The following is a 23,842-nucleotide window of genomic DNA, read 5'->3' as shown; positions in this document are numbered from 1 at the left end:
GGGCTGCAGCGGGACGTGGCCTTCGGCGGGGCGCCGAGTGCCGTGTCCGATTCCCGCCAGCACCGCGCCCCCGCGCGCAGCACAGTGGAGGACATCACCACCGCTGACCTGCCGGGGACACCTGGCAAGCACCATCAGAAAGGGCCAGGCCATGACGGTCTACACCACCCTCGCCAGCCCGATCGGCGAGCTGCTGCTCGTCGGGGAGGCGTCCGCCGGCGCTCCCGGCGGCACCGCGCTTGTCTCGCTCTCCGTGCCCGGCCAGAAGGGCGGCGCCGTCGTACAGGACGACTGGGTCGAGGACGCCGCCGCGTTCGGCGAGATCGCCGGGCAGCTGACGGCGTACTTCGCGGGGGAGCGCACCTCCTTCGACATCGAGTACGCCGCCTCCGGCACGGAGTTCCGGCGCCGCGTCTGGGACGCGCTCGACGCCATCCCGTACGGGGAGACCCTTAGCTACGGCGAGATCGCCGCCCGGATCGGCGCCTCCCGTGCCGCGGTCCGCGCCGTCGGCACCGCGATCGGCGCCAACCCGCTGCTCGTGGTGCGCCCCTGCCACCGAGTGATCGGCGCCGACGGGTCCCTGACCGGGTACGCGGGCGGCCTCGAGCGCAAGGAGCGGCTGCTCGTACACGAAGGGGCGCTGTCGTCGTGAGCGCGGTAGCGGGGACCGCTGACAGGACCGGTACCGGAGCCGACGGCGACCTCGCCCGGCGCGTGGCCGACGCCGACTGGGCGTCCCTGGCAGGGGAGTTGGACGCCTACGGGTGTGCGCTCACGCCGCGTCTGCTCACGCCGGAGCAGTGCGCGGAGATCGCCGGGCTCTACGACCGCGAGGAGCTGTTCCGCACCACGGTCGACATGGCCCGGCACCGCTTCGGCTCCGGCCAGTACCGCTACTTCACCCACGATCTGCCCGAGCCCGTCGCCGCGCTGCGCGCCGCGCTCTACCCGCGGCTGCTCACCGTCGCCCGGGACTGGGCGGCCCGCCTCGGCCGCCCCGCGCCCTGGCCGGACAGCCTCGACGACTGGCTCGCCGACTGCCACGCGGCGGGCCAGGACCGCTCCGCCCAGATCCTCCTGCGCTACGGGGAGGGCGACTGGAACGCCCTGCACCGGGACGTGTTCGGGGACATGGTCTTCCCCCTCCAGGTCGTCATCGGCCTGGACGCGTACGGGACGGACTACACCGGGGGCGAGTTCCTGCTCGTCGAGCAGCGGCCGCGGGCGCAGTCGCGGGGGACCGCGCGGGTGCTGGAGCAGGGCCACGGCCTGGTCTTCACCACCCGGGACCGGCCGGTGCGGTCGGCGCGCGGCTGGTCGGCGGGGGCGATGCGGCACGGGGTGAGCGTCGTGCGGTCGGGGCGGCGGCGGGCTCTCGGGCTGGTCTTCCACGACGCGGCGTAGGCGGCGGAGAGCGCCTCTCCGAGCCCTCCCTGTCGAGCCCCTTCTTCCTCGAGTTCCTCCTCCGGGAGCCCCTCAGTTGAGAAGTGAAGCGAATTCTTACCGAGGGGTAGGCTCCGCGAAATCCTTGTTATACGGTCCGTCTAACAAGCGATCCGAGGAGCCGCAGCATGGCAGGTGCAAGCAGCACGGTTCGGCCGCAGACCGCGGGACGGCGCGAGGAGGACGACGTCGCCCGGCGGTTGCTCGACTCGGCGGCGACGCTCTCCTACGACCCGGCCACCGAGGTCGACTGGGAGACGCCGCTGGACAAGGACTTCCACGGGGCGAGCCCGGAGTGGAGCACGCTCTACGGGACCGCGTACTGGAGGGAGTTGAGCGAGGCGCAGCGCAAGGAGCTGACCCGGCACGAGGCCGCGTCCGTCGCCAGCACCGGCATCTGGTTCGAGATGATCCTCCAGCAGCTGGTGCTGCGGGACATCTACGCGAAGGACCCCACCACCGCCGAGTTCCAGTGGGCCCTCACGGAGATCGCCGAGGAGTGCCGCCACTCGATCATGTTCGCGCGCGGTGCCAAGAAGCTCGGCGCCCCGGCGTACCGCCCGCACCGCGTCGCCGTCGAGCTCGGCCGCGTCTGCAAGACCCTCTTCTTCGGGGAGTCCGCGTACGCGGCCATCCTCGTCGCCGAGGAGGTCCTCGACGTCATGCAGCGCGACTGGATGCGGGACGAGCGGGTCGTGCCGTTCGTGCGCACCATCAACAACATCCATGTCGTCGAGGAGTCGCGGCACATGAAGTTCGCGCGCGACGAGACGCGCAAGCGCCTCGCGAACGCGGGCTGGGTGCGCCGCCAGTTCAGCTCCTTCTTCATCGCCTTCGCCGCGTACGTCATCGTCACCAGCATGGTCAACAAGGACGTGTACGCGAACGCCGGACTCGACGCCGAGCGCGCCCGCGCCGAGGCCAAGGCCAATCAGCACCACAAGTCGATGATGCGGTCGAGCTGCTCGGGACTCATGGACTTCCTCGCCTCGGCCCGCCTGCTCACCAAGCCGGCCCTCGCCTTCTACAAGCGCGCCCACTTGATCTGAGCGGACGACACCGACATGCCCTACGCCATCACGCAGAACTGCTGCTCCGACGCGACCTGTGTCGCGGTCTGCCCGGTCAACTGCATCCATCCGACGCCCGAGGAGCGGGAGTTCGGGTCCACGGAGATGCTCTACATCGACCCGAAGTCCTGCATCGACTGCGGCGCCTGCGCGGACGCCTGCCCGGTCGACGCGATCTCCCCGGCGGACCGCCTCGACGGGGCGCAGCGGGAGTACGTGGACATCAACGCCGCCTACTACGCGGAGCGGGAGAAGGAGAGGGAGGAGAGGGAGAAGGGGGAGGAGAGGGGTGGCCCGGCCCAACGGGACGGTGACAGCCCGAACTTCCACCGCTGGGGCGAGCCGGTCTTCCACCGGAGCCTGCCGTCGGACTTCGCGCCGATCCGGGTCGCCGTCGTCGGCACCGGGCCCGCCGGGATGTACGCCGCCGAGGACCTGCTCCTGCACACCCACGCCGAGGTCACGCTGATCGACCGGCTGCCGGTGGCGGGCGGACTCGTGCGGTACGGCGTCGCGCCCGACCACCCCGGGACCAAGAAGGTCGGCGAGACCTTCACGCGCTTCCTCGAACACCCCCGGGCACGGCTGCAGTTGGGCGTCGAGGTGGGCCGCGACATCAGCGCCGAGGAGCTCGCCGCACACCACGACGCGGTCATCTACGCGGTGGGCGCCGCCGCCGACCGCCCGCTGCCGGTCGAGGGCGCCGACCTGGCGGGCAGCATCTCCGCGACCACCTTCGTGGCCTGGTACAACGCCCACCCGGAGGTCGCCCCGGACGCCGTCGACCTGTCCGCGGAGCGCGTCGTCGTGGTCGGCAACGGGAACGTCGCCCTCGACGTCGCCCGGATCCTGGTCGCCGACCCGGAGGCCCTCGCCCGCACCGACATCGCCGACCACGCCCTGGCGGCCCTGCGCGCGAGCCAGGTGCGCGACGTGGTGCTGCTCGGGCGGCGCGGGCCCGAGGACGCCGCGTACACCCGGTCCGAACTCCTCGCCCTCAAGCACCTTCCGGGCGTCGACCTGGTCGTGGACGACCACGATCCGCGCATCGGGGAGGCCGTCGTCGCAGCCGGGCCCCGGGACAAGGCCGCCGTGCTGCAGGGCCTGCCGCGCACCGCCGTGGACTGGTCGCCGGTGCCCGACGACGGGCGGCGGCGCATCGTGTTCCGCTTCCACTCGGAGCCGGTGACCGTCACCGGGGACGCCGACGGGGACGGGACCGGTGGCGGGGCCGTGAGCGGGGCTGTGAGCGGGGTCCAAGTGACCGGCTCCCAGGGTGAGGTGGAGATCCCGGCCGGGCTGCTGCTGCGGGCCGTCGGGTACCGGGGGCGGCCGGTGGCGGGGCTGCCCTTCGACGAGGCCACCGGCACCGTGCCGCACGAGGGCGGGCGGGTGACCGGCAGGCCCGGCACGTACGTCGTGGGCTGGATCAAGCGCGGCCCCTCCGGCGGCATCGGCGCCAACCGCACCTGTGCCGCCGAGACCGTCGGGACGCTGCTCGCCGACGCCGTCGCGGGCGCGCTGCCCGCGCCGGCCGGCGGGGCCCGGGCCTTCCAGCGGCTCGTGCGGCGCCGCGGCCGCCACGTCGTCGACGCACGGGGCCTCGCCGCGATCCACCGCGCCGAGGAGAGCCGCGGCCGCCGCGACGGCCGCCCCCGCGTGAAGTTGGCCACCGTCCCCGAACTGGTCGCCACGGCCAGGTCCCGGAAATGGTGGTGATCATGGCCGGTCAGGCCGCCTCCGTCGGCGGCGGTGTAGCTGCGCGGGCCGCTTCTGTGTGAAGTTGGTTCATCTGTGTCCCCGAGCCGGCCGTCATGGCCAGGTCCGAAAGGTGGCGGTGACGGCGTGGCCGATCACGATCTGAGCGGGTACGAGCGGACGACGTTCACACACGGCGGCACCAGGCGGAGGGTGCTGCGGCGCGGCACCGGGCCCGCCGTCATCGTGATGGCGGAGATCCCCGGCATCACGCCGAAGGTCCTGGAGTTCGCCGACCGGGTCGCCGCGATCGGCTGCACCGCCGTGCTGCCCGTCCTGTTCGGCAAGCCGGGACGGGATCCGGACCCCCGCGCGCACGGCAAGCTGCAGACCGGGCTCTACGGCGCGTCGACCCTCCTCCAGGTGTGTGTGAGCCGTGAGTTCACGAAGCTCGCCACCGGGCGCAGCTCCCCCGTCGTGACGTGGCTGCGGGCGCTGGCCGCGCACGAGCACGAGCGCTGCGGCGGGCCCGGGGTGGGCGCCGTCGGCATGTGTTTCACCGGCGGCTTCGCCCTCGCGATGGCCGCCGACGACCGGCTGCTCGCCCCGGTCCTCTCGCAGCCGTCGCTCCCGCTGCCGATCGGGCGCCGCCGCGCGTGCGCCGTCGACACGTCCGCGGCGGACCTCGCCGTGGTCCGGGAGCGCTGCGAGCGCGACGGTCTCACGGTGCTCGGCCTGCGGTTCCGCGGGGACAAGTTCGTGCCCGGCGACCGCTTCGCCATGCTGCGCCGCGAGCTCGGCGACGGGTTCCGGGCCGTGGAGCTCGATGCCGCCGACGCCAACCCCGAGGGGGTGCTGCCGCCGCACTCGGTGCTCACGGAACACCTGATCGACGAGCCGGGCCAGCCCACGCGGGCGGCGCTCGACGAGGTGCTCGATCTCTTCCGTACCCGGCTCCTGGACGGGGGAGCCGAGTCGGCCTCGGGGACCATGGAGGCATGAGCGGACTGTTTCCCCGCGAGCGCCGGGAGATCGCTCCCGGCGCCGTGCACCTCCCGGAGTGGCTGGACCTCGACGCGCAGCGGGAGCTCGTGGCGGCCTGCCGTGAGTGGGCCAGGCCGCCCGCCGGGATCCGCGAGGTGCGGGTGCCCGGGGGCGGCACGATGACGGCCCGGCAGTTCGGACTCGGCTGGCACTGGTTCCCGTACGGGTACGCCCGCACCGCCGTCGACGGTGACGGCGCCCCGGTGAAGCCGATGCCCGAGCGGCTCGTGGAGCTCGGGCGGCGGGCGGTGGCCGATGCCTACGGGGCGGCGCGGGACGGGGATTCACCAGGCGGGGACCCGCGGGGCAGGGCTCCGCAGGACTGGGACCCGCAGGACAGGGACCCGTACGACATCGCGCTGATCAACTACTACGGCGCCGACGCCCGCATGGGCATGCACCAGGACCGGGACGAGAAGTCCGGCGCGCCCGTGGTCTCGCTGAGCCTGGGGGACACCTGCGTCTTCCGGTTCGGCAACAGCGAGACGCGCACCAAGCCGTACACGGACGTCGAGCTGCACAGCGGCGACCTCTTCGTCTTCGGGGGCGCCGCCCGCTTCGCCTTCCACGGGGTGCCGCGCGTCCACGCGGGGACCGCGCCGCCGGGGCTCGGCCTGTCCGGCCGTCTCAACATCACGTTGCGAGTGAGTGGTCTCGACTCGTGAGCGCGGCGCGCGGGCCGCCCGCCGCGTAGCGGACGTACTCCCGCACCAGGCGGAAGCCGGCGTGCCAGGCGAGCAGCCGGCTGGGCCGGTTGAGGGTGGAGCAGTCCCAGGACGCGACGTGGCCACGCCGGGCGATGTCCTCGGTGAGGGCGTTCACGCAGGCGAGCGCGAGGCGGTGGCGGCGGTGTTCGGGCGCCGTGAACACGGCGACGTCCTCGTGCCCAGCGCCCCGGAAGTAGGTGCAGGCCAGCGCCAGGATGCTGCCGTCCCTGCGGGTGGCCGCCCAGCCGTGGCCGGAGGCGGCGAGGCCGAGCGGGCCGCCCCAACTGGCCGTGATCCAGGACGCGTCGGAGCCGAGGTCCACCAGGGCCTCCGTGTCGGCGGGTTCGAGGTGGCGGACGGTCACCCCGCGCGGCACCGGGTGGCGCTGGGCGGGCTCCTGCCGCGTCCACACCATCCGCTCGCACGGGACGAGTTGCTCGAAGGCCGCGCCGAGGAGGGGCAGGAAGCGGGCCGGCGCGTGGATGTGGCTGTCCCCGAGGGGCGACAGGTCCGCCGGGGTGAGCGCCCGGGGGTCGCCGCGCAGCAGCACATGGTCCGCGCAGGACACCGCTACGGCGCCGGGCTGCTCGGCCTGGTCCGCCCACCAGCGGCCGACGCCGGTCGTGAGCACGTGCTCGCCGACGGCGGCAGGGCCCGGCGCGCTCACCGGCTCCGGGGTGAACCAGTGTGCGAGCGCGGGGAGGTGACGAAGGGACAGTTCCTGCATGGGCTTCGCCGATCCGTGAGAGGGGCGGGTGCGCGCGAGAGGCGGGTGGTGCGCACAAGAGGGCGGCAGGGGCGCACGGAGCGCCCCTGCCTGGCGGTCAGTTGGACGCCTTCGAGCCGTGGTTGGCCTTCTTCTTACGACGGTCCCGCTTCTTGCGTGCTCGCTTTGACATAACGGAGAAGCCCTTCAAGAGGTGTGGCCGACCAGCAGGTCGGCGAGCTTGTTGAGGCGCTTGACGGTGCGGTCCTCGGTGGCGGAGGGCGCCGGGTCGACGCGCTCGGCGCGGTCGTAGTAGGCGCCGTTGACGATCTCGACCGCCGGGTCGCAGAGGCGGACGACGTGGGCCGCGCCCTCGGACGGGGAGACGCCCTCGTGCGCGTACAGCGGGAGCAGCGCGGTCCGGCACACGCCCGGGTGCACCGAGACGGCCGTCACCCGCGGGTCCGCCGCGAAGACGGTGAGGGCGAGCTGCGACTGCGCGTACGCGGCGAGGCGCGAGTAGCGGCGGGCGCGGTTGGGGTCGGCCCAGGAGATGTTCGCCGTGCGGTGCAGGGACGAGGAGACGTTGACGACGCGGCCGCCCGGCTCACTCGTGAGGGCGGACTCCAGGGCGCCCGTCAGCAGGTAGTGGGCGAGGAAGTTGACCTGGAAGGCGATCTCGTTGCCGTCGGCGGTGATGGTGTGGCGCTCGGGCGCGGCGATGCCCGCGTTGTTCACCAGCACGTCCAGGTGCGGGTGTTCGGCGGCGACGCGCTGGGCCATCGTTTCGACCTCCTCCAGACGGGAGAAGTCGGCGGCGAAGGTGCGCAGGCGCCCGGCCGGGACGCCGGACGTCGCGATGAGGTTGTCCGCGGCGGCCTGTGCCTCCTCGGTGATGCGGCCGTGCAGCAGCACGGTGGCACCGCGCTCGGCGAGCTGCCGCGCCGTTTCGAGGCCGATGCCGGAGGTGGCGCCGGTCACGAGGACGGTACGAGTGGAGAGGTCGGAGTCAGACATGGTCCATCCGGTGGTGTGGGCACGGCGACGGCCCCGCGGGCGGGGCGGTGCGGACGTGCGGATATGAGCGTGGATACGAAAAGGGGCGCCGGATCTGGATCGCGGCGCCCCGGGGGCTACGGAAGGTGCGGCGGCGTCAGCGGAAGGCCGACGTCCGGATCTCTTCCGGGCAGCGAGGCACACGACGGGGCGCCCACGTATGCGGGGGCCGGTCGATGAGGAGCCATGCGCTGTTCACGGCTCCATACAACAGCCGCCGCACCCCCGCCACAAGGCCAACTGCCCGTCTCTGACGCCCCCCTGACGCCCCCCGCTGCGCGGACTCTACGGTGTGCCGACCTGCCCGCTTGCCCGCCTCGCCCGTCCGTCTACCCGAGCCCCGGCAGCGTCGAGACCACCAGGTCGATCAGCTTGATGCCCACGAACGGCAGCACCAGACCGCCGAGTCCGTACCGCAGCAGGTTGCGGCGGAGCAGGTCGTGCGCGGACGAGGGCGTGTAGCGGACGCCGCGCAGGGCCAGCGGGATCAGCGCGATGATGATGAGGGCGTTGAAGATGATCGCCGAGGTGATCGCGGACGTGGGGCTCTCCAGGCCCATGATGTTGAGCGATTCGAGGCCCGGGTAGGCGCTCGTGAACATGGCGGGGATGATCGCGAAGTACTTGGCGACGTCGTTCGTGATGGAGAAGGTCGTCAACGCGCCCCGGGTGATGAGGAGTTGCTTGCCGATCTCGACGATGTCGATGAGCTTGGTGGGGTTGGAGTCCAGGTCCACCATGTTCCCGGCCTCCTTGGCGGCCGAGGTACCGGTGTTCATGGCCACACCCACATCCGCCTGGGCCAGCGCGGGGGCGTCGTTGGTGCCGTCACCGGTCATGGCGACGAGCTTGCCGCCCTCCTGCTCCTTCTTGATGAGGGCGAGCTTGTCCTCCGGGGTCGCTTCCGCCAAGTAGTCGTCCACGCCCGCCTCTTGGGCGATGGCGCGGGCCGTGAGCGGATTGTCGCCGGTGATCATCACGGTGCGGATGCCCATGCGGCGCAGTTCGGCGAAGCGCTCCCGGATGCCGTCCTTCACGACGTCCTTGAGGTGGATGAGGCCGAGCACACGCGGCCCGTCCCAGTCGTGCACCGCCACCAGGAGAGGCGTGCCGCCCGACGACGACACCGCCTCGGCCAGCTCCCGTGCCTCGTCCGGGACCCGACCCCCGTACATCCGCACCCAGTCGACGACCTCGGCGGCCGCGCCCTTGCGGATCGAGCACACCGCGCCGTTGTCCCAGCGCAGGTCGACGCCGCTCATCCGGGTGCGGGCGCTGAACTCCACGTAGCGCGAGAGTGCCAGCTCGCCCTCGGCGGGCTCGCGCAGGCCGTACTGGTTCTTGGCGAGGACCACGACGGAGCGGCCCTCGGGCGTCTCGTCGGCGAGCGAGGACAGCTGGGCGGCGTCGGCGAGGTGCAGCGCCTCGATGCCGGGCAGCGGCACGAAGGCGGCGGCCTCGCGGTTGCCGAGGGTGATGGTGCCGGTCTTGTCGAGCAGCAGCGTGTTCACGTCGCCCGCGGCTTCAACTGCCCGCCCGGACATGGCGAGAACGTTGCGCTGCACGAGCCGGTCCATGCCCGCGATGCCGATGGCCGAGAGCAGCGCGCCGATCGTCGTCGGGATCAGGGTCACCAGGAGGGCGACGAGGACCGTGGTCGACTGGGCGGCGCCCGCGTGGCCGGCCATCGGCTGGAGCGACACCACGACCAGGATGAAGATGATCGTGAGCGCAGCCAGCAGGATGTTCAGGGCTATCTCGTTGGGCGTCTTCTGCCGCGCCGCCCCCTCGACGAGGGCGATCATCCGGTCCAGGAACGAGTGTCCGGGGCGCGAGGTGACCCGGATGACGAGGCGGTCGGACAGAACCGTCGTACCGCCGGTGACGCCCGAGCGGTCGCCGCCGGACTCGCGGATGACGGGCGCCGACTCGCCGGTGACCGCTGACTCGTCGACCGCCGCGATGCCGTCGACCACTTCTCCGTCGGCGGGGATCAGCTCCCCCGCCTCGACGATGACGAAGTCGAAGGGCTTGAGGGAGGTGGCGGCCACCGCCTCCGTCTCCGCGTCCCGGAGGTTCGTGCCGACCCGCCAGTTGTCGCGCAGGCGCAGCGCCACGGTGTCGGTGCGGGCCCGGCGCAGCGACTCGGCCTGCGCCCGGCCGCGGCCCTCGGCGACGGCCTCCGCGAGGTTCGCGAACACCACGGTGAGCCAGAGCCAGCCGCTGATGACCCAGGTGAACACGGCGGGGTGCAGCAGAGCGGAGAGCGTGGTGAGTGCGGCGCCGACACCGACCACGAACAGGACCGGGTTGCGCACGAGCGCGCGCGGGTGGAGCTTGCGCAGCGCCTCGGGGACGGAGCGCACCAGCTGCTTCGGGTCGAACAGCCCGCCCGGTGCGCGGCGCTTGCCTCCTCCCCTCGGTGGTGCGGGCCGTGGTTCGCGGCCGGGAACGCGCGGGGGAGCCTGCTGGGGGGCGGCGGGAAGCATGGGGACTCGGGACCTTTGAGGTGTCGGGCGCGGATGGGGGCGGGATGGCGGCCGGGCCTTGTCTGTGCCGGGGCCCCGGCACAGACAAGGCGGCGCTTGGCCGATGCGGCGATGGGATGACGGGTGCACCGACCGCGCGGCCACCGGGAACATACGCCTCCGCCCGGCCCGAACGAGCCGGTCAGGCCCCGTATTTGCGGGTCTCTGACGGGGTGTCGGGTGGGTGCGTCAAGCCGCCGTCAAGGGGCGGGTGCTGGGCGTCAGGGACGCGTCAACGAGCGAGGCCGTGGCCAAAACCCGTCGCAGACTCGTGATCAACGGGGGGCGGGCGACCGTCCGTGTACGTGACGTTGGAGGGCGAGTGACTCTCACCGCCGGTACCGAGCGTGGCTCTGAAGCGGGGGCCGGGGCACACGCACAGGCACAGCACGAAACGGTCGCCGAGCACGGGGAACGTCCCGGTCCGCGGCCACGAGGGGGGCCGCGGACGGGCGTTCCCCGTCGCCGCCCGCCCGGCGCCGGTCTGCTCGCCGCCGTGCGCACCCGCTTCCGGGCGACGGTGCCCGCGCGGTTACGGCTGCTGCGTGCCGCTGCCCTGGCGCTGACCCTGGCCCTCGTCCTGCTGGTCCTGCTCGCGGGCCTCGCAGCGCGCGGCACCTGGGACGACATCGCCGACCGCGACGCCCCGCGCACCACCAGCGCGGCCACCCTCAACCTCGACCTCAACGACATGGACGCCCAGGTCGCCAACATCCTGCTGGCCAACGGGGACGCGGGCCGCGGCCGCCTCGACGTGCCCTACCGGAAGGCCGTCGACCTCTACGGCTCCGCGCGCCACGGCGTCAGCCGCGAGCTGCGCACCCTCGCCGTCGCGGCCCAGGGGGACCCGGGCGCCGAGCGGACCGTCGAGCGGCTCACCGAGGACTTCGCCGAGTACCAGGAGCTGGCCGGGCGCGCCCTGGAGAACACCGGCCGCCCCGGCGGCAAGAAGGCCGCGCTCCACGACTACCGAAGCGCCACCGACCTCCTCCAGAAGCGGCTCCTGCCCGAGGCCCGCAAGCTCGTCGACACCACCGACGCCAGCTTCAACGCCCGCTACGAGGAGGCCCGTTCGAACCTCGGCGCACAGCTGGCCGCGCTCCTCGCGCTCGGCGTCGTGCTGCTGCTCGTGCTCGGTGTCCTGCAGTGGTACCTGGCCCGCCGCTTCCGCCGGATCCTCAACCCCGGCGTCCTGGCCGCCACCGTCTGCGCCCTCACCGCCGTGATCCTCGGCGCACAGCTCCTGTCCGCGTCCTCCGCGCACCTCGAGGTCGCCCGGCGCGACGCCTTCGACTCCGTCGTCGCCCTCTCCCGGGCCCGCGCCATCGCCTACGACGCCAACGCCGACGAGAGCCGCTACCTGCTCGACGCGGAGCGCCGCGCGCAGTACACCGAAGCCTTTTTCGCCAAGTCCCAGAAGCTGTACGGGATTACGGGCGCCACGATGGCCACCTACGACGACCAGCTCGACCGCACCTGGGACGCCTACGTCGACGACCAGGGCGACCTGCGCTTCAGCGGCGAGTTCCGGCGCGAGCTCGACAACATCACCTTCGACGGCGAGCGCGCCGCCGCCGAGGACACCGTGGAGAAGTACGCCGTCTACCAGCGCGACGACCGAAAGATCCGCGACCTGGCGACGGGCGGGGAGGAGCGCAGGGCCGCCGAGTTCTGCATGGGCTGGCGCGAGGGCACCTCCAACGACCACTTCGGGCAGTGGATGGACGCCCTGGCCACGGTCACCAAGGTGAACCGTGACGCCTTCGACGACGCGGTGCGCGACGGCCGGGACGGGGTGTCGGCGCAACTGCCCTGGATCGTGGGGGCGCTGCTCGCGGCCGGGGTGCTCACCGTGGTGGGGCTGCGGCCGCGGCTGGGTGAATTCGGCTGAGGCGTACGGGAGTCGGGGCGCCCCGGGAAGTGGAGTTCCCCGGAGTGGTGGGACGCCCCGGCTCCCGTTGCCCTATGCGTCCGTGAGGCGCGCGTCCTCCAGGTCGAGGGAGCGCTGCAGCTTGCGCCGGGTGGTGTCGCTGATGTGGTGGTCGTCGTAGAGGCCCTGGAGCGCCTTCGTCTCGACGGCTATCACGTCGCGCCGCAGCTGGCGGTAGACGAGGTCCGCGGACTCGCCGGCGGACCCGGCGCCGTTGCCATGGCCGCTGCCGTTGGAGTCGCCCGCGCCGAGGCGGTCCTGGGCGTGCTCCAGGCGGGCCTGCAGGCCGCGGCGCAGCCGGTCGAGGACGACCTCCGGCGCGGCCTCCAGGTCCGACATCTCCTCCAGCCGGGCCAGGCCCGCGCGCGCCAGTCCGCAGCGGGCCGCGGCCTCCTCACGCTCGGTGTGGTCCGGCTCCAGGGCGATCCCCGAGCGGCGCACCACCGGCGCCAGCGTGAACCCCTGGATCACCAGCGTCGCGACCACGACCGACGTGGTCAGGACGAGGACCAGCGGCCGCTCCGTGAGCGTCGAGCCGTCGTCGGCCACCACCGGGATGGACAGCGCGGCGGCCAGCGGCACCACACCCCGCGTGCCCGCCCAGGTCAGCACCACCGGCACCCGCCACGACACCGGGCCGGTGCCGCCCTTGCGCTGCACCAGCGCCGACAGCGGGGCCAGCCACAGCAGCCGCACCGCGATCAGCGTCCCGGCGACGGCGAGCGCGTACAGCGGCCAGGCCCGCTCGGCGCCGGTCAGGGCGCGCACCTGCGCGGGCAGGGCGAGCCCGATGAGGCCGAAGACGACGGATTCGAGCAGGAACACCACCGTGCCGTACACCGCGTGCAGTTGGAGCCGGATGGGCGCGTTGGTGAGCCGGTCGCCACGGCCGCCGAGCACCACCCCCGCGACCACCACGGACGTGACGCCCGAGGTGTGCGCGGACTCCGCGAGGACGTAGGCCGCGTACGGGGTGACGAGCGCCGTCACGGTCTCAAGGACCGGGTCCTGGGTGTGCCGCCGTATCACCGTCACCACGGTCGCCACCACTGCCCCGATGAGGGTGCCGCCCCCGGCGAGCAGCAGGAACTCCCCGCCCGCGGACTGCCAGTCGGCCGCCGTCGCGGCGACGGCCGTGGTCACCGCCACCCGGAACAGCACCAGCGAGGTGGCGTCGTTGAAGAGGCTCTCGGCCTGCACCAGGACCTGCACCTTGGGCGGCAGCGCGAGACGGCGGCTGAGCGCGGTGACCGCGACCGGGTCCGTGCTGGCCAGGACAGCGCCGAGCACCAGGGCCATCGGCCAGGACAGCGGGGTGAGGAGCGTGGCCACGGTGCCCACGGCGGCCGCCGAGGCGAGCACCAGGCCCACCGCGAGCACGCCGACGGGCTTCCAGACGGCCCGCAGTTCGCGCCAGGACAGCTCCTCGGCGCTCGCGTACAGGAGCGGCGGCAGCACCACGAGGCCGATGACGTCCGGGCTGATCTCGATCTCGGGGGTGCCCGGCAGCAGGGCCGCCGCGAGACCCGCGACCACGAGGAGGGACGGTGCGGGGATGCGCCAGTGGCGCGCGAAGGTCGCCACCATCGTGGCGAGCACGACAAGAGTCAGGACCGTACCCACGCTGCGCATGCCGATTCCTTAAGATCCCCCGGAACGAGTGCGGGCTCCGCCTCGACATGAGGCCCCCGTCACGCCGACCAGACTTCCCGGCACACCGCTCGCACCCTATCGCTAGGTCGGGTGTTCGTCAGGATGCCGTCAAGGTGCTCGTCACCGGCGCCAGGGACGCGTCAAGGGTGCGCATCGTCGCCACCCCCGCGCGCGAGGCTCGGCCCAGCATGCGAAGGGGCGTGCACAGACGAGGAGTTGAGCGCCGGATGAGTGACGCACGGCCCGGAGAGCCGAGGTCCGGAGAGCTGTCGAAGGTCGGAGTGCCGAGGCCCGGAGAGCTGAAGGTCTACCTCGGGGCCGCGCCGGGCGTCGGCAAGACCTACCGGATGCTCGCCGAGGGCAGGCGCAGGGCCGCCCGCGGGATCGACGTCGTGGTGGGGTTCGCCGAGTGCCACGGGCGGCCCCTGACCGAGGCCAAGCTCGCGGGTCTCGAAGTGCTGCCGCGCGCCCCATGCTCGTACCGGGGCGGGGAGTTCAACGAACTGGACGTCGAGGCCGTGCTCGCGCGGCGGCCGAAGGTCGTCCTCGTCGACGAGCTCGCGCACACGAACGTGCCCGGCGGCGGCCGCAACGCCAAGCGCTGGCAGGACGTCGAGGCGCTCCTCGCCGCCGGGATCGACGTCGTCACCGCCGTCAACGTGCAGCACCTGGAGTCCCTCAACGACGTCGTCGAGAAGATCACCAGGGTGCCGCAGCGCGAGACCGTCCCCGACGAAGTGGTGCGCCGCGCCCAGCAGATCGAGCTCGTCGACATGCCCCCGCAGGCGCTGCGCCGCCGCATGGCGCACGGCAACATCTACAAGCCCGAGAAGATCGACGCGGCGCTCGCCAACTACTTCCGCACCGGCAACCTCACCGCCCTGCGCCAGCTCGCCCTGCTGTGGCTGGCCGACCGCGTCGACGAGGCGCTGCAGGCGTACCGATCGGAACACGGCATAGGGGGCGTGTGGGAGACCCGCGAGCGCGTCGTCGTCGGGCTCACCGGCGGGCCCGAGGGCGACACCCTGATCCGGCGGGCCGCCCGCATCGCGGACCGGTCCGCGGGCGGCGACCTCCTCGCGGTGCATGTCGCCCGCAGCGACGGCCTCGCGGCCGGCACCTCGCACGCGTCGCTCGCCCGGCAGCGGCGGCTCGCCGAGGACCTCGGCGGCAGCTACCACTCGGTGGTCGGCGACCATGTGCCCACCGCCCTCGTCGAGTTCGCCCGCGCCGAGAACGCCACCCAGCTGGTCCTCGGCACCAGCCGCCGCGGCCGCATCGAACGGTTCCTCACCGGCAGCGGCATCGGCGAGACCACCGTGGCGCTCTCCGACGGCATCGACGTCCACATGGTCACCCACGAACGGGCGGGCGGCGGGCGCCTGTTGCCGTCCCGGCGGCGCACGCTGCCCACGGTCCGGCTGATCGCGGGACCCATCGCGGGCCTCGTCCTGCCCATCCTGCTCACCCTGCTGCTCGCCACGGCCCGCTCCACCCTCAGCCTGACCAGCGACGCCCTGCTGTTCCTCCTGACCGTGGTGGGCGTGGCCTGCATCGGCGGCGTCCTGTCCGCCGTGATCGCCTCGGTCACGGCGTCGCTGCTCCTGAACTACTGGTTCATCCCGCCGATCGGACACTTCTCCCTCAACGACCCCAACAACGTGCTCGCCGTAGGGGTGTTCGCGGTGGTCGCCGCGATCGTCGCGGCCGTCGTCGACCGCTCCCTGCGGCTGTCCCGGCGCTCGGCGCGGGCCACCGCCGAGGCCGAGACCATGTCGTCGCTCGCGGGCAGCATCGTGCGCGGCGGCCAGACCATCCCCGTACTGCTGGAGCGGACGCGGGAGACGTTCGGGGCGCAGGACGTGGAGCTGGTGGAGCGCCCGCCCGACGGGGACGGCGACGTGGTGAGCGTGCCCGCGGGCCCCGGCTCCCATCTGGTGCTGCACGGCGCGCAGTTGCACTCGTCCGAGCGGCGGGTCCTCGCCGCGTTCGCCGCGCACGTGGGCGCCGCCGTGGAGCGGGCCAGGCTCGCGGACGCCGCCGCCGAGGTCGAGCCCGTCAAGGCCGCCGACCGGATGCGCACCGCGCTGCTTCGCGCCGTCGGGCACGATCTGCGCACCCCGCTCGCCGCGAGCTGGGCGGCCGTCAGCTCGCTGCGCGGCAGCGACGTCGATTTCTCGCCGCAGGACCGCGACGAACTCCTCGCCACCGCGGACGAGTCCCTGGCCCGGCTCAACCGGCTCGTCGAGAACCTCCTCGACATGAGCCGCCTCCAGGCGGGCGCCCTCACCCTCAAGCTGCGCGCCACCGCCCTGGAGGAGGTCCTCGGACCCGCCCTCGACACCCTGCCCACCGACGCCCCCGGCGTGGCCGTCGAGGTCGGCGACCTCGAAGAGATCCCGGCCGTCCTCGCCGATCCACCGCTCCTGGAGCGGGTCATCGCCAACCTCGTCGGCAACGCCGCCCGGCACGCCCCGCCGCAGACCAAGGTCCAGGTCTTCGCGAGCGCCCTCGCGGGCCGCGTCGAGGTCCGTGTCGTCGACCGCGGCCCCGGCCTGCCGCCGACCGACCGCGACCGGGTCTTCGAACCCTTCCAGCGCCTCGGCGACACCGACAACACCACCGGGCTCGGCCTGGGCCTGGCCCTCTCCCGCGGCCTGACCGAGGCCATGGACGGCACGCTCCGCCCGGAGGACACCCCGGGCGGCGGCCTCACGATGGTCCTGTCCCTGCCGTTCGCGGGCACCGCAGACCTACTGCCCCTGCCCCTGCCCGGCGCGGCCCTCGGCGGCACGCAGTGACCGGGAGCGCCGCGTGACGTCGACTCTCCATCTGCGTACGCCGGTCGGGGCGCGCTCCGAGCACATGGTGATCTGCGGCGACGACGGGCTCGCGCACCGGCTCGCGATGGAGCTGGACGCCGTGTGCGGGGAGGCCGTCACGGTGGTGCTGCCCTCGCGGCGGGACGCACACGGCGCGGACATCGCCGCGCTGCACCGCGACCCGCGCTCACCGGTCGAACTCCTCGTCGCCGCGCGCCCCGACGAGCAGACCCTGCGCGCCGGGGGAGTGGAGCGGGCCGCGGCCCTCGCGCTCACCTACCGCGACGACCAGGTCAACATGACGGCGGCGCTGCTCGCCCGCGGGCTCAACCCCTCGATACGGCTCGTGGTGCGGATGTTCAACCGGGAGCGCGGCCGGCACCTGGAGCGGCTCCTGGACCGGGCGGCCGCCGTCACCGCGGGCACCGACCCCGCGCACCTCGACATGTCCACCACCGTGCTGTCCGACGCCGACACCGCCGTGCCCGAACTCGTCGCGGCCGCCGCCCTCGGGCACGGCCACACCCTCCAGGTCGAGGGCAAGGTGTTCCGGGGCGTCGTCCGGGCGGCCGGAGCCTCGCCGCACTCCACGGACCTCGCCACGCTCGCCGTCCTGTCCGGCGCCCACGAGGACGACCCGGCCGGCGACGACAGCCCCGAGACGCCCGGTGAGGACGGCACCCAGCTGCTGCCCGACACCCGCACCGCCGACCGGCGCCAGTTCACCCACGGCCGCCTCATGCTCGAAGAGGTCACCCACCACAAGACCGAGAGCGACGAGGTGCATCCCCGCCGTGAGCTGCGCGGCTCCTGGCTGCGCGCCCGCCTCGCCCACCTCCCCTGGAAGGTGTTCCTCTCCCGCGAAGTCCTCGCCATCTTCGGGGCCCTGGCGGCGATCGTCGTCGTACTCGCCCTGTGCACCTGGCAGTTCGCCCACGAGGCCCCCTGGTGGAAGAACGTCTATCTGCCGCTCCTCGACATCTTCACCATGGGTGACCCGGCCACCGGCGACGGCGCGGTCCGCCGCTGGCTCCAGCTCATCGCGGGCTTCGTGGGCCTCGCCGTGCTGCCCCTCGTGGTGGCCGCCGCCGTCAACGCCACCGAGGTGTTCCGCACCGCGGCGGTGAACCACCCGCCCGACGACTCCCTGGACGACCACATCGTCCTCGTCGGCCTCGGCAAGATCGGCACCCGCGTCCTGGCCCGCCTGTGCACCACCGATCACAAGGTCGTCGCCGTCGAGCGCGACCCGCACGCCCGCGGCGTCGCCCTCGCCCGCGAACGGGGCGTCCCGCTCATCCTGGAGGACGCCGCACACCCGGGTGTCCTCGACCGGGCCCGCGTCCGGCACAGCAAGTCCCTGCTCGTCCTCACCCGCGACGACGGCGAGAACCTCGACATCGTGATGGCCGCCCGCGAGGCCAACCCGGCGGTGCGCGCGGTGATGCGGCTGTACGACGACGACTTCGCCGCCACCGTGCAGCGCACCCTGCGCGCCTCCTACCCGGACGCCCTCACCCGCAGCCGGTCCGTCTCCGCCCTCGCCGCCCCGTCGTTCGCCGCCGCGATGATGGGCCGCCACGTGCTGGGCGTGATGCCGGTGGAGCGGGGCTCGCTGCTGTTCACCGTCGTGGACGTGGCCGGCCACCCCGAACTCGAAGGGCGCTCCGTGCACGGGGCGTTCCGGGAGCACGAGTGGCGGGTCCTCGCGGTGGGTGCCGCAGACGCCGGGCTCGTCCCGATGGACACCCTCGCCGGGTTACGCGTCGACGGGGCGCAGGGCTTCGACTGGCGGCCCGTGCACGGGCGGGTGCTGCGGGCGGGCGACCGGGTGGTGCTCGCCACGACGCGGCGGGGCCTGGACGTGCTGATGACGGGCGTGCAGCCGCACCCTCCGCAGCGGCGGCCCTGACCGGGTGGTGGCCCTAGCCGGGTGGAGGCGTGGAGGCCCTGACCCCGGATGTGCAGGTCAGCTCCTGCGGCCGCCCGCCCCGCCCACAGAGCGTTCCTGCCGCCGTACGGAGGGAGGGGCCGGCTCGCCCCTGCGCACCGCACCGGGGGCGCGGGCGGCCGGACGGTCGGCGCGGGCCGACGACGTCAGCTGCCACGGCACGCTGGTGACCATCACGCCCGGCGTGAACAGGAGCCGGCTCTTGAGCCACAGCGCCGACTGGTTGTGCAGCAGGTTCTCCCACCAGCGGCCCACCACGTACTCGGGGATGAAGACCGCGACGACGTCCCGGGGGCTCTCCCGGCGCACCGACCGCACATGGTCGACGACGGGCCGGGTCACCTCCCGGTACGGGGAGTCGACGACGGTCAGCGGCACCTCGATCCCGTACTCCTCCCAGCGCCGCCGCAGCTCGGTCGCCTCCTCGCGGTCCACCGACACCGTCAGGGCCTCCAGGCGGTCCGGGCGAAGGGCCCGCGCGTAGGCCAGGGCCCGCATCGTCGGCTTGTGCAGCGTGGAGACCAGGACGATGCCCAGCACCCGGGAGGGCGGAGCGAGTTCGCTGCGCGGGTCGTCGACGGCGAGCTCTGTGGCGGTCGTGTCGTAGTGACGCCGGATGCCCCGCATCATCAGCCACAGGACCAGGGCGGCGAGGACCGCGAGCCAGGCGCCCTGGGTGAACTTGGTGGCCAGGACGATGACCAGGACGAGACCCGTGACGAGGGCGCCGAGGCCGTTGATGGAGCGGGACGTGTGCAGGCGGCGCCGCGCACCGGCGTCGCGCTCGGCGCGCAGCGCGCGGTTCCAGTGCCGCACCATGCCCAGCTGGGAGAGCGTGAACGAGGTGAAGACGCCCAGGATGTAGAGGTGGATGAGGCTGGTGACGTTGGCCTGGTACGACCACAGGAGCAGGCCCGCCACGATCGCCAGGGCCAGGATGCCGTTGGAGAACGCGAGCCGGTCGCCCCGGTTGTGCAGCTGCCGGGGCAGATAGCGGTGCTGCGCGAGGATCGAGGCGAGCAGCGGGAAGCCGTTGAACGCCGTGTTCGCGGCGAGGATCAGGACCAGCGCGGTGGCGGCCTGGATGAAGAAGAAGCCGATGCTGTGGTCACCCCCGAAGACCGCGGACGCGAGCTGCGCGATCACTGTCTTCTGCGTGTACGCGTCGCACTTCCCGTCGATGCCGGTGAGTCGGCACGAGTCCTCGGTGATGTGCACCTCGGCGATGAGCGCGAGCACGGTCACGCCGACGAACATGGTGACGGCGAGGATGCCCATCGCGACCAGCGTCGCGGCCGCGTTCTTCGACTTCGGCTTGCGGAAGGCCGGCACCCCGTTGGAGATCGCCTCGACGCCGGTGAGCGCGGTACAGCCCTGCGAGAAGGCGCGCAGCACCAGCATCAGCAGGGCGAGCCCGGTGAGATGCGCGTCGCCGGCCTCCGGAGTGATGCCGTACGTGGCGCTCTCCGCGACGGGAGCGTCCCCGACGAGGGAGCGGACGAGGCCGGTGGCGATCATGATGAGGACGCCGCCGACGAAGAGATACGTGGGCGCGGCGAAGGCCCGCCCCGACTCCCGTACGCCCCGCAGGTTCATCGCCGTCAGGACGGCCACGAAGCCGAGAGCCAACAGGACCCGGAACGCGGCGAGTTGAGGCAGCGCCGAGATGATGTTGTCGACTCCGGAGGCGACCGAGACGGCCACCGTCATGACGTAGTCGACGAGCAGCGAGGCGGCCACCACGAGCCCCGCCGAAGGCCCGAGGTTCGTCGACACCACCTCGTACGAGCCGCCGCCCCTCGGGTAGGCGTGCACGACCTGGCGGTAGGAGAGCACCACGATCGTCATCAGCAGCACGACACACGCCGCGATCCCCGGTGCGAAGTGCAGACAGGCGATCCCGCCGAGGGTGAGGACCAGGAGGATCTCCTGGGTGGCGTACGCCACGGACGACAGCGGGTCGGAGGCGAAGATCGGCAGGGCGAGGCGCTTGGGCAGCAGGGTCTCGCCCAGCTCCTCGCTGCGCATGGCACGGCCGATCACCAGGCGCTTGAGCAGGCCGGTCACGGAGAACACGGCGCGAGCGTAGGGGGCCGCGCCCGGCAGGGCGGCGTTAAGGAGGCGTTAGGGTTCGCGTGGAACTTCGCAAGTGACGCAAATCGGTGCGGTGTTCGGGGCCTGGGGGCCCGGGGGCCTGGATGTCCGGGGGAGCTGGGTGGCTGGGGGAGCTGGGTGGCTGGGGCCCCGGGGCTACTCCAGACCGGACACCTTGAACACCGTCATGGCCGTCTCCCGGTCCACCCGGTCCGCGAGCTGTCGCAGGGCCGTCGCCCCACAGGCCAGGGTGCCGCGCTCGGCGGCGGTGTGGGCGTCGTCGTCGAGGCGACGCCACAGGTCCGGGTTGGACACCAGGACCTGGGGGTCCAGCTCGACCCGGCCACCGGTGGTGTCCCGCAGCACCAGGCGCTGCGCCACCCCGTCCAGGCAGCGCACCGACACCAGCTCGTCGGTTCTGACGTACCGCTCACGCAGCAGCTTGCGGGAGGCCAGCCAGCCCTCGCCCGCGCTCACCCGGGCCGGCAGCAGCACCAGGAGGAGCAGCACCGAGAGGCCGGCCCACAGGCCGGCGCGCGCCGCCGTCATCAGGTCCGCCGCCGCGTCGATGGCCAGCAGCAGGACGAAGAGGAGCGCGGCGTAGCCGAAGGCGCCGCGCCGTTCCCGGGCCCAGTACCGGTCGCACACTTCCGGCCCCCGGGCGTCGCTGTCGCGGGATTCCCTGCGGGTGTCCATGCGGCTGACAGTAGAAGCGCCGGGTGGCTGTGCCACGCACCTTTACGCACTGCTGATGCCGTCCTGACGGGACCTGGACCCGCCCTTGATGCGGGGTGTGGGACGGGCCTGACCGAGAGACGCGTATGGGATGCGTCAAGGGCCGATGGCGGGCCGTATGGGAGGCGTCAACGGCGGTCGTATTCGGCCAGGGAGGCGGTTTCCTCGTCAGGTCAGATTCCGTCCCCGTTCTTTCAGGAGCTCGCGATGGCCGATGTGGCCTTCGTCGTCACCACGATCGCGGTGTTCGCGCTGGTGGCTCTCGTCGCCAAGGGGGTGACCAAGCTGTGACCGCCGAAAACATCGTCGGCCTCGTCGTGGCCGTCGCCCTGCTGGGTTATCTGGTCCTCGCCCTTGTGTTCCCGGAGAGGTTCTGAGCCCTGATATGAGTCCCGTTCTTGCCGGTGTGCTCCAGCTCCTCGCACTGATGGTCGCGCTGGCGCTCGTCTACCGTCCGCTGGGCGACTACATGGCCCGGGTCTACTCCTCCGAGAAGCATCTGCGGGTGGAGAAGTGGATCTACAAGGCGATCGGCGCCAATCCGTCGGCCGAGATGCGCTGGCCCGCTTATCTGCGCGGGGTGCTCGCCTTCTCCGCGGTGAGTGTGCTGTTCCTGTATCTGCTGCAGCGTCTGCAGGGCTCGCTGCCCGGGTCGCTGGGGTTCAAGGCGATCGATCCGGATCAGGCGTTCAATACGGCCGCGTCGTTCGTGGCGAACACCAACTGGCAGTCGTACTACGGCGAGCAGGCCATGGGGCATGTGGTGCAGACCGGCGGCCTCGCGGTGCAGAACTTCGTCTCGGCGGCGGTGGGGATCGCCGTGGCGGTCGCTCTGGTGCGGGGCTTCGCGCGCTCGCGCACCGGTGAACTGGGGAACTTCTGGGCGGACTTGGTGCGCGGCACCGTCCGCATCCTGATCCCGATCGCGGTCATCGGCGCGATCGTCCTCGTTGCCTGTGGCGCGATCCAGAACTTCTCCGGCATTCATGGTGTCGGCCAGTTCATGGGCGGCAGCCAGCAGTGGAACGGCGGCGCGGTGGCCTCGCAGGAGGCCATCAAGGAGCTGGGCACCAACGGCGGCGGTTACTTCAACGCCAACTCCGCCCACCCCTTCGAGAACCCGAACGCCTTCTCCAACCTCTTCGAGATCTTCCTCATCCTGGTGATCCCGTTCGCGCTGACCCGGACCTTCGGCAAGATGGTCGGCTCGGTCAAGCAGGGTTACGCGATCCTCGCCACGATGGCCACGATCTGGGTGGTCTTCGTCGGCCTGATGATGTGGACCGAATTCGCCCATCACGGCCCGGCGTTCGACGCCGCGGGCGGGGCGTTCGAGGGCAAGGAGACGCGGTTCGGGATCGGCGGCTCGTCGATCTTCGCGGTCTCCACGACGCTCACGTCGACGGGCGCGGTGGACTCCTTCCACTCCTCGTTCACCGGGTTCGGCGGCGGCATCACGATGCTGGGCATGCAGCTGGGTGAGATCGCGCCCGGCGGCGTCGGCTCCGGTCTCTACGGCATGCTGATCATGGCCATCATCGCGGTGTTCATCGCGGGCCTGATGGTGGGGCGCACCCCGGAGTACCTGGGCAAGAAGATCGGCACGCGGCAGATCAAGCTCGCCGCCTGCTACATCCTCATCACGCCCGCCCTCGTCCTGTGCTTCACCGCCGCGGCGATGGCGCTGCCCACCCCGGGCAACTCCATGACGAACTCCGGCGCGCACGGCTTCTCCGAGATCCTGTACGCCTACACGTCCGGCGCCAACAACAACGGTTCGGCCTTCGCCGGACTCAACGCCGACACCCAGTGGTTCAACAGCACGATCGGCCTCGCGATGCTCCTTGGCCGGTTCCTGCCCATGGTGTTCGTGCTTGCACTGGCCGGCTCGCTGGCGGAGCAGAAGCCGATCCCGGAGACGGCGGGCACGCTGCGGACGGAAAAGCCGCTGTTCACCGGTCTGCTGGTCGGCACGATCATGATCATCACCGGTCTCACCTACTTCCCCGCGCTCGCGCTGGGTCCGCTCGCTGAAGGGCTCGCGTCATGAGCACCGACATCAAGAAGGAAGACAAGGAGCCCGGCTCCATGTCCACCACCACTCCCACGCGCGCGCCGCACAGCGATGTGCCCACCGGGCACAAGCCGGACGACGGCAAGGTCGGCGGGGGTCTGTTCGACCCCGCCCAGCTGGTGAAGTCGCTGCCGGACGCGATCAAGAAGCTCCACCCGCGGGTGATGGTCAAGTCCCCCGTCATGTTCGTGGTGTTGATCGGCTCGGTCGTCACGACCGTCCTCGCGGTCAAGGACCCGGGGGACTGGTTCGGCTGGGCGATCGCGGCCTGGCTCTGGCTGACGACGATCTTCGCCAACCTGGCGGAGGCCGTGGCCGAGGGGCGCGG

At 72.5% G+C, this 23,842-nt stretch carries 18 protein-coding genes and 1 pseudogene; 12 read left to right on the top strand and 7 right to left on the bottom strand.

Annotated features, from left to right (window positions below; all coding sequences use genetic code 11):
• The first annotated feature begins 151 nt into the window (after nucleotides 1–151).
• The 6 genes from ACFWYM_RS35060 (at nucleotide 152) to ACFWYM_RS35035 (ending at nucleotide 5,923) form a co-directional block, all read left to right on the top strand.
• A complete protein-coding gene (locus tag ACFWYM_RS35060) occupies nucleotides 152–655 on the top strand; it encodes a methylated-DNA--[protein]-cysteine S-methyltransferase (protein WP_384846523.1) in 504 nt (167 codons plus the stop codon).
• Nucleotides 652–1,407, top strand: coding sequence for a 2OG-Fe(II) oxygenase (locus ACFWYM_RS35055; protein WP_384846521.1), 756 nt, complete (start codon nucleotides 652–654; stop codon nucleotides 1,405–1,407). The genes ACFWYM_RS35060 and ACFWYM_RS35055 overlap by 4 nt, the downstream gene beginning before the upstream one ends.
• A 167-nt stretch (nucleotides 1,408–1,574) precedes the next feature.
• Nucleotides 1,575–2,495: a diiron oxygenase gene (locus ACFWYM_RS35050; protein ID WP_384846519.1), complete on the top strand. Its 921-nt coding sequence runs from the start codon at nucleotides 1,575–1,577 to the stop codon at nucleotides 2,493–2,495.
• 15 nt (nucleotides 2,496–2,510) lie between these two features.
• Entirely contained in the window at nucleotides 2,511–4,235 is a 1,725-nt protein-coding gene (locus ACFWYM_RS35045; protein ID WP_384846517.1) for an FAD-dependent oxidoreductase, read from the top strand.
• Nucleotides 4,236–4,361: 126 nt separating this feature from the next.
• On the top strand, nucleotides 4,362–5,216 hold the full coding sequence (locus tag ACFWYM_RS35040) for a dienelactone hydrolase family protein (protein ID WP_384846515.1): 855 nt from the start codon (nucleotides 4,362–4,364) through the stop codon (nucleotides 5,214–5,216).
• Nucleotides 5,213–5,923: an alpha-ketoglutarate-dependent dioxygenase AlkB family protein gene (locus ACFWYM_RS35035; protein WP_384846513.1), complete on the top strand. Its 711-nt coding sequence runs from the start codon at nucleotides 5,213–5,215 to the stop codon at nucleotides 5,921–5,923. Before ACFWYM_RS35040 ends, ACFWYM_RS35035 begins: the two co-directional genes overlap by 4 nt.
• On the opposite strand, the gene ACFWYM_RS35030 is transcribed toward ACFWYM_RS35035, so the two are convergent.
• The 4 genes from ACFWYM_RS35030 to kdpB all read right to left on the bottom strand — a co-directional run bounded on the left by ACFWYM_RS35030 (nucleotide 5,892) and on the right by kdpB (nucleotide 10,216).
• Nucleotides 5,892–6,692, bottom strand: coding sequence for a GNAT family N-acetyltransferase (locus ACFWYM_RS35030; protein WP_384846511.1), 801 nt, complete (start codon nucleotides 6,690–6,692; stop codon nucleotides 5,892–5,894). The two genes, ACFWYM_RS35035 and ACFWYM_RS35030, sit on opposite strands and share 32 nt — an antisense overlap.
• Nucleotides 6,693–6,789: 97 nt before the next feature.
• Nucleotides 6,790–6,864 (bottom strand): 50S ribosomal protein bL37, encoded by a 75-nt coding sequence (locus ACFWYM_RS35025; RefSeq protein WP_384846658.1) that lies wholly within the window; start codon nucleotides 6,862–6,864, stop codon nucleotides 6,790–6,792.
• A 14-nt stretch (nucleotides 6,865–6,878) separates the two neighbouring features.
• Nucleotides 6,879–7,688, bottom strand: coding sequence for an SDR family NAD(P)-dependent oxidoreductase (locus ACFWYM_RS35020; RefSeq protein ID WP_384846509.1), 810 nt, complete (start codon nucleotides 7,686–7,688; stop codon nucleotides 6,879–6,881).
• A gap of 368 nt (nucleotides 7,689–8,056) precedes the next feature.
• On the bottom strand, nucleotides 8,057–10,216 hold the full coding sequence (gene kdpB / locus ACFWYM_RS35015; protein WP_384846507.1) for a potassium-transporting ATPase subunit KdpB: 2,160 nt from the start codon (nucleotides 10,214–10,216) through the stop codon (nucleotides 8,057–8,059).
• A gap of 535 nt (nucleotides 10,217–10,751) precedes the next feature.
• On the opposite strand from kdpB, the gene ACFWYM_RS35010 reads away from it, so the two are divergent.
• On the top strand, nucleotides 10,752–12,146 hold the full coding sequence (locus ACFWYM_RS35010) for a hypothetical protein (protein ID WP_384846505.1): 1,395 nt from the start codon (nucleotides 10,752–10,754) through the stop codon (nucleotides 12,144–12,146).
• A 72-nt stretch (nucleotides 12,147–12,218) separates the two neighbouring features.
• Here the strand turns inward: ACFWYM_RS35010 and ACFWYM_RS35005 are convergent, their stop codons facing one another.
• Nucleotides 12,219–13,817 (bottom strand): Na+/H+ antiporter, encoded by a 1,599-nt coding sequence (locus tag ACFWYM_RS35005; protein ID WP_384846503.1) that lies wholly within the window; start codon nucleotides 13,815–13,817, stop codon nucleotides 12,219–12,221.
• 248 nt (nucleotides 13,818–14,065) lie between these two features.
• Between ACFWYM_RS35005 and ACFWYM_RS35000 the strand changes: the two genes are divergently transcribed.
• Both ACFWYM_RS35000 and ACFWYM_RS34995 read left to right on the top strand, forming a co-directional pair.
• Nucleotides 14,066–16,639, top strand: a complete 2,574-nt coding sequence (locus ACFWYM_RS35000; protein ID WP_384846502.1) for an ATP-binding protein — start codon at nucleotides 14,066–14,068, stop codon at nucleotides 16,637–16,639.
• A gap of 13 nt (nucleotides 16,640–16,652) precedes the next feature.
• Nucleotides 16,653–18,572 (top strand): NAD-binding protein, encoded by a 1,920-nt coding sequence (locus ACFWYM_RS34995; RefSeq protein WP_384846500.1) that lies wholly within the window; start codon nucleotides 16,653–16,655, stop codon nucleotides 18,570–18,572.
• 57 nt (nucleotides 18,573–18,629) lie between these two features.
• Here ACFWYM_RS34995 and ACFWYM_RS34990 read toward each other — a convergent pair whose 3' ends face one another.
• Together ACFWYM_RS34990 and ACFWYM_RS34985 are read right to left on the bottom strand one after the other, a co-directional pair.
• On the bottom strand, nucleotides 18,630–20,639 hold the full coding sequence (locus tag ACFWYM_RS34990) for an APC family permease (RefSeq protein WP_384846656.1): 2,010 nt from the start codon (nucleotides 20,637–20,639) through the stop codon (nucleotides 18,630–18,632).
• A gap of 222 nt (nucleotides 20,640–20,861) precedes the next feature.
• On the bottom strand, nucleotides 20,862–21,401 hold the full coding sequence (locus tag ACFWYM_RS34985; protein WP_384846498.1) for a hypothetical protein: 540 nt from the start codon (nucleotides 21,399–21,401) through the stop codon (nucleotides 20,862–20,864).
• Between the two features lie 326 nt (nucleotides 21,402–21,727).
• Here ACFWYM_RS34985 and kdpF point away from each other — a divergent pair, with 326 nt between their 5' ends.
• From kdpF to ACFWYM_RS34970, 3 genes and pseudogenes are all read left to right on the top strand, one after another.
• Complete coding sequence (gene kdpF / locus ACFWYM_RS34980; RefSeq protein WP_033264828.1) at nucleotides 21,728–21,817, top strand: K(+)-transporting ATPase subunit F; 90 nt, start codon at nucleotides 21,728–21,730, stop codon at nucleotides 21,815–21,817.
• Between the two features lie 8 nt (nucleotides 21,818–21,825).
• A complete protein-coding gene (gene kdpA / locus ACFWYM_RS34975) occupies nucleotides 21,826–23,490 on the top strand; it encodes a potassium-transporting ATPase subunit KdpA (protein ID WP_384846496.1) in 1,665 nt (554 codons plus the stop codon).
• Nucleotides 23,487–23,842, top strand: a pseudogene (locus ACFWYM_RS34970) (potassium-transporting ATPase subunit B); the annotation flags it as partial. The gene kdpA and the pseudogene ACFWYM_RS34970, both read left to right, overlap by 4 nt.

The organism is Streptomyces sp. NPDC059009 (genome assembly GCF_042740175.1).
GTDB lineage: Bacteria > Actinomycetota > Actinomycetes > Streptomycetales > Streptomycetaceae > Streptomyces.
This window is presented reverse-complemented; position numbering and strand designations above follow the sequence as displayed.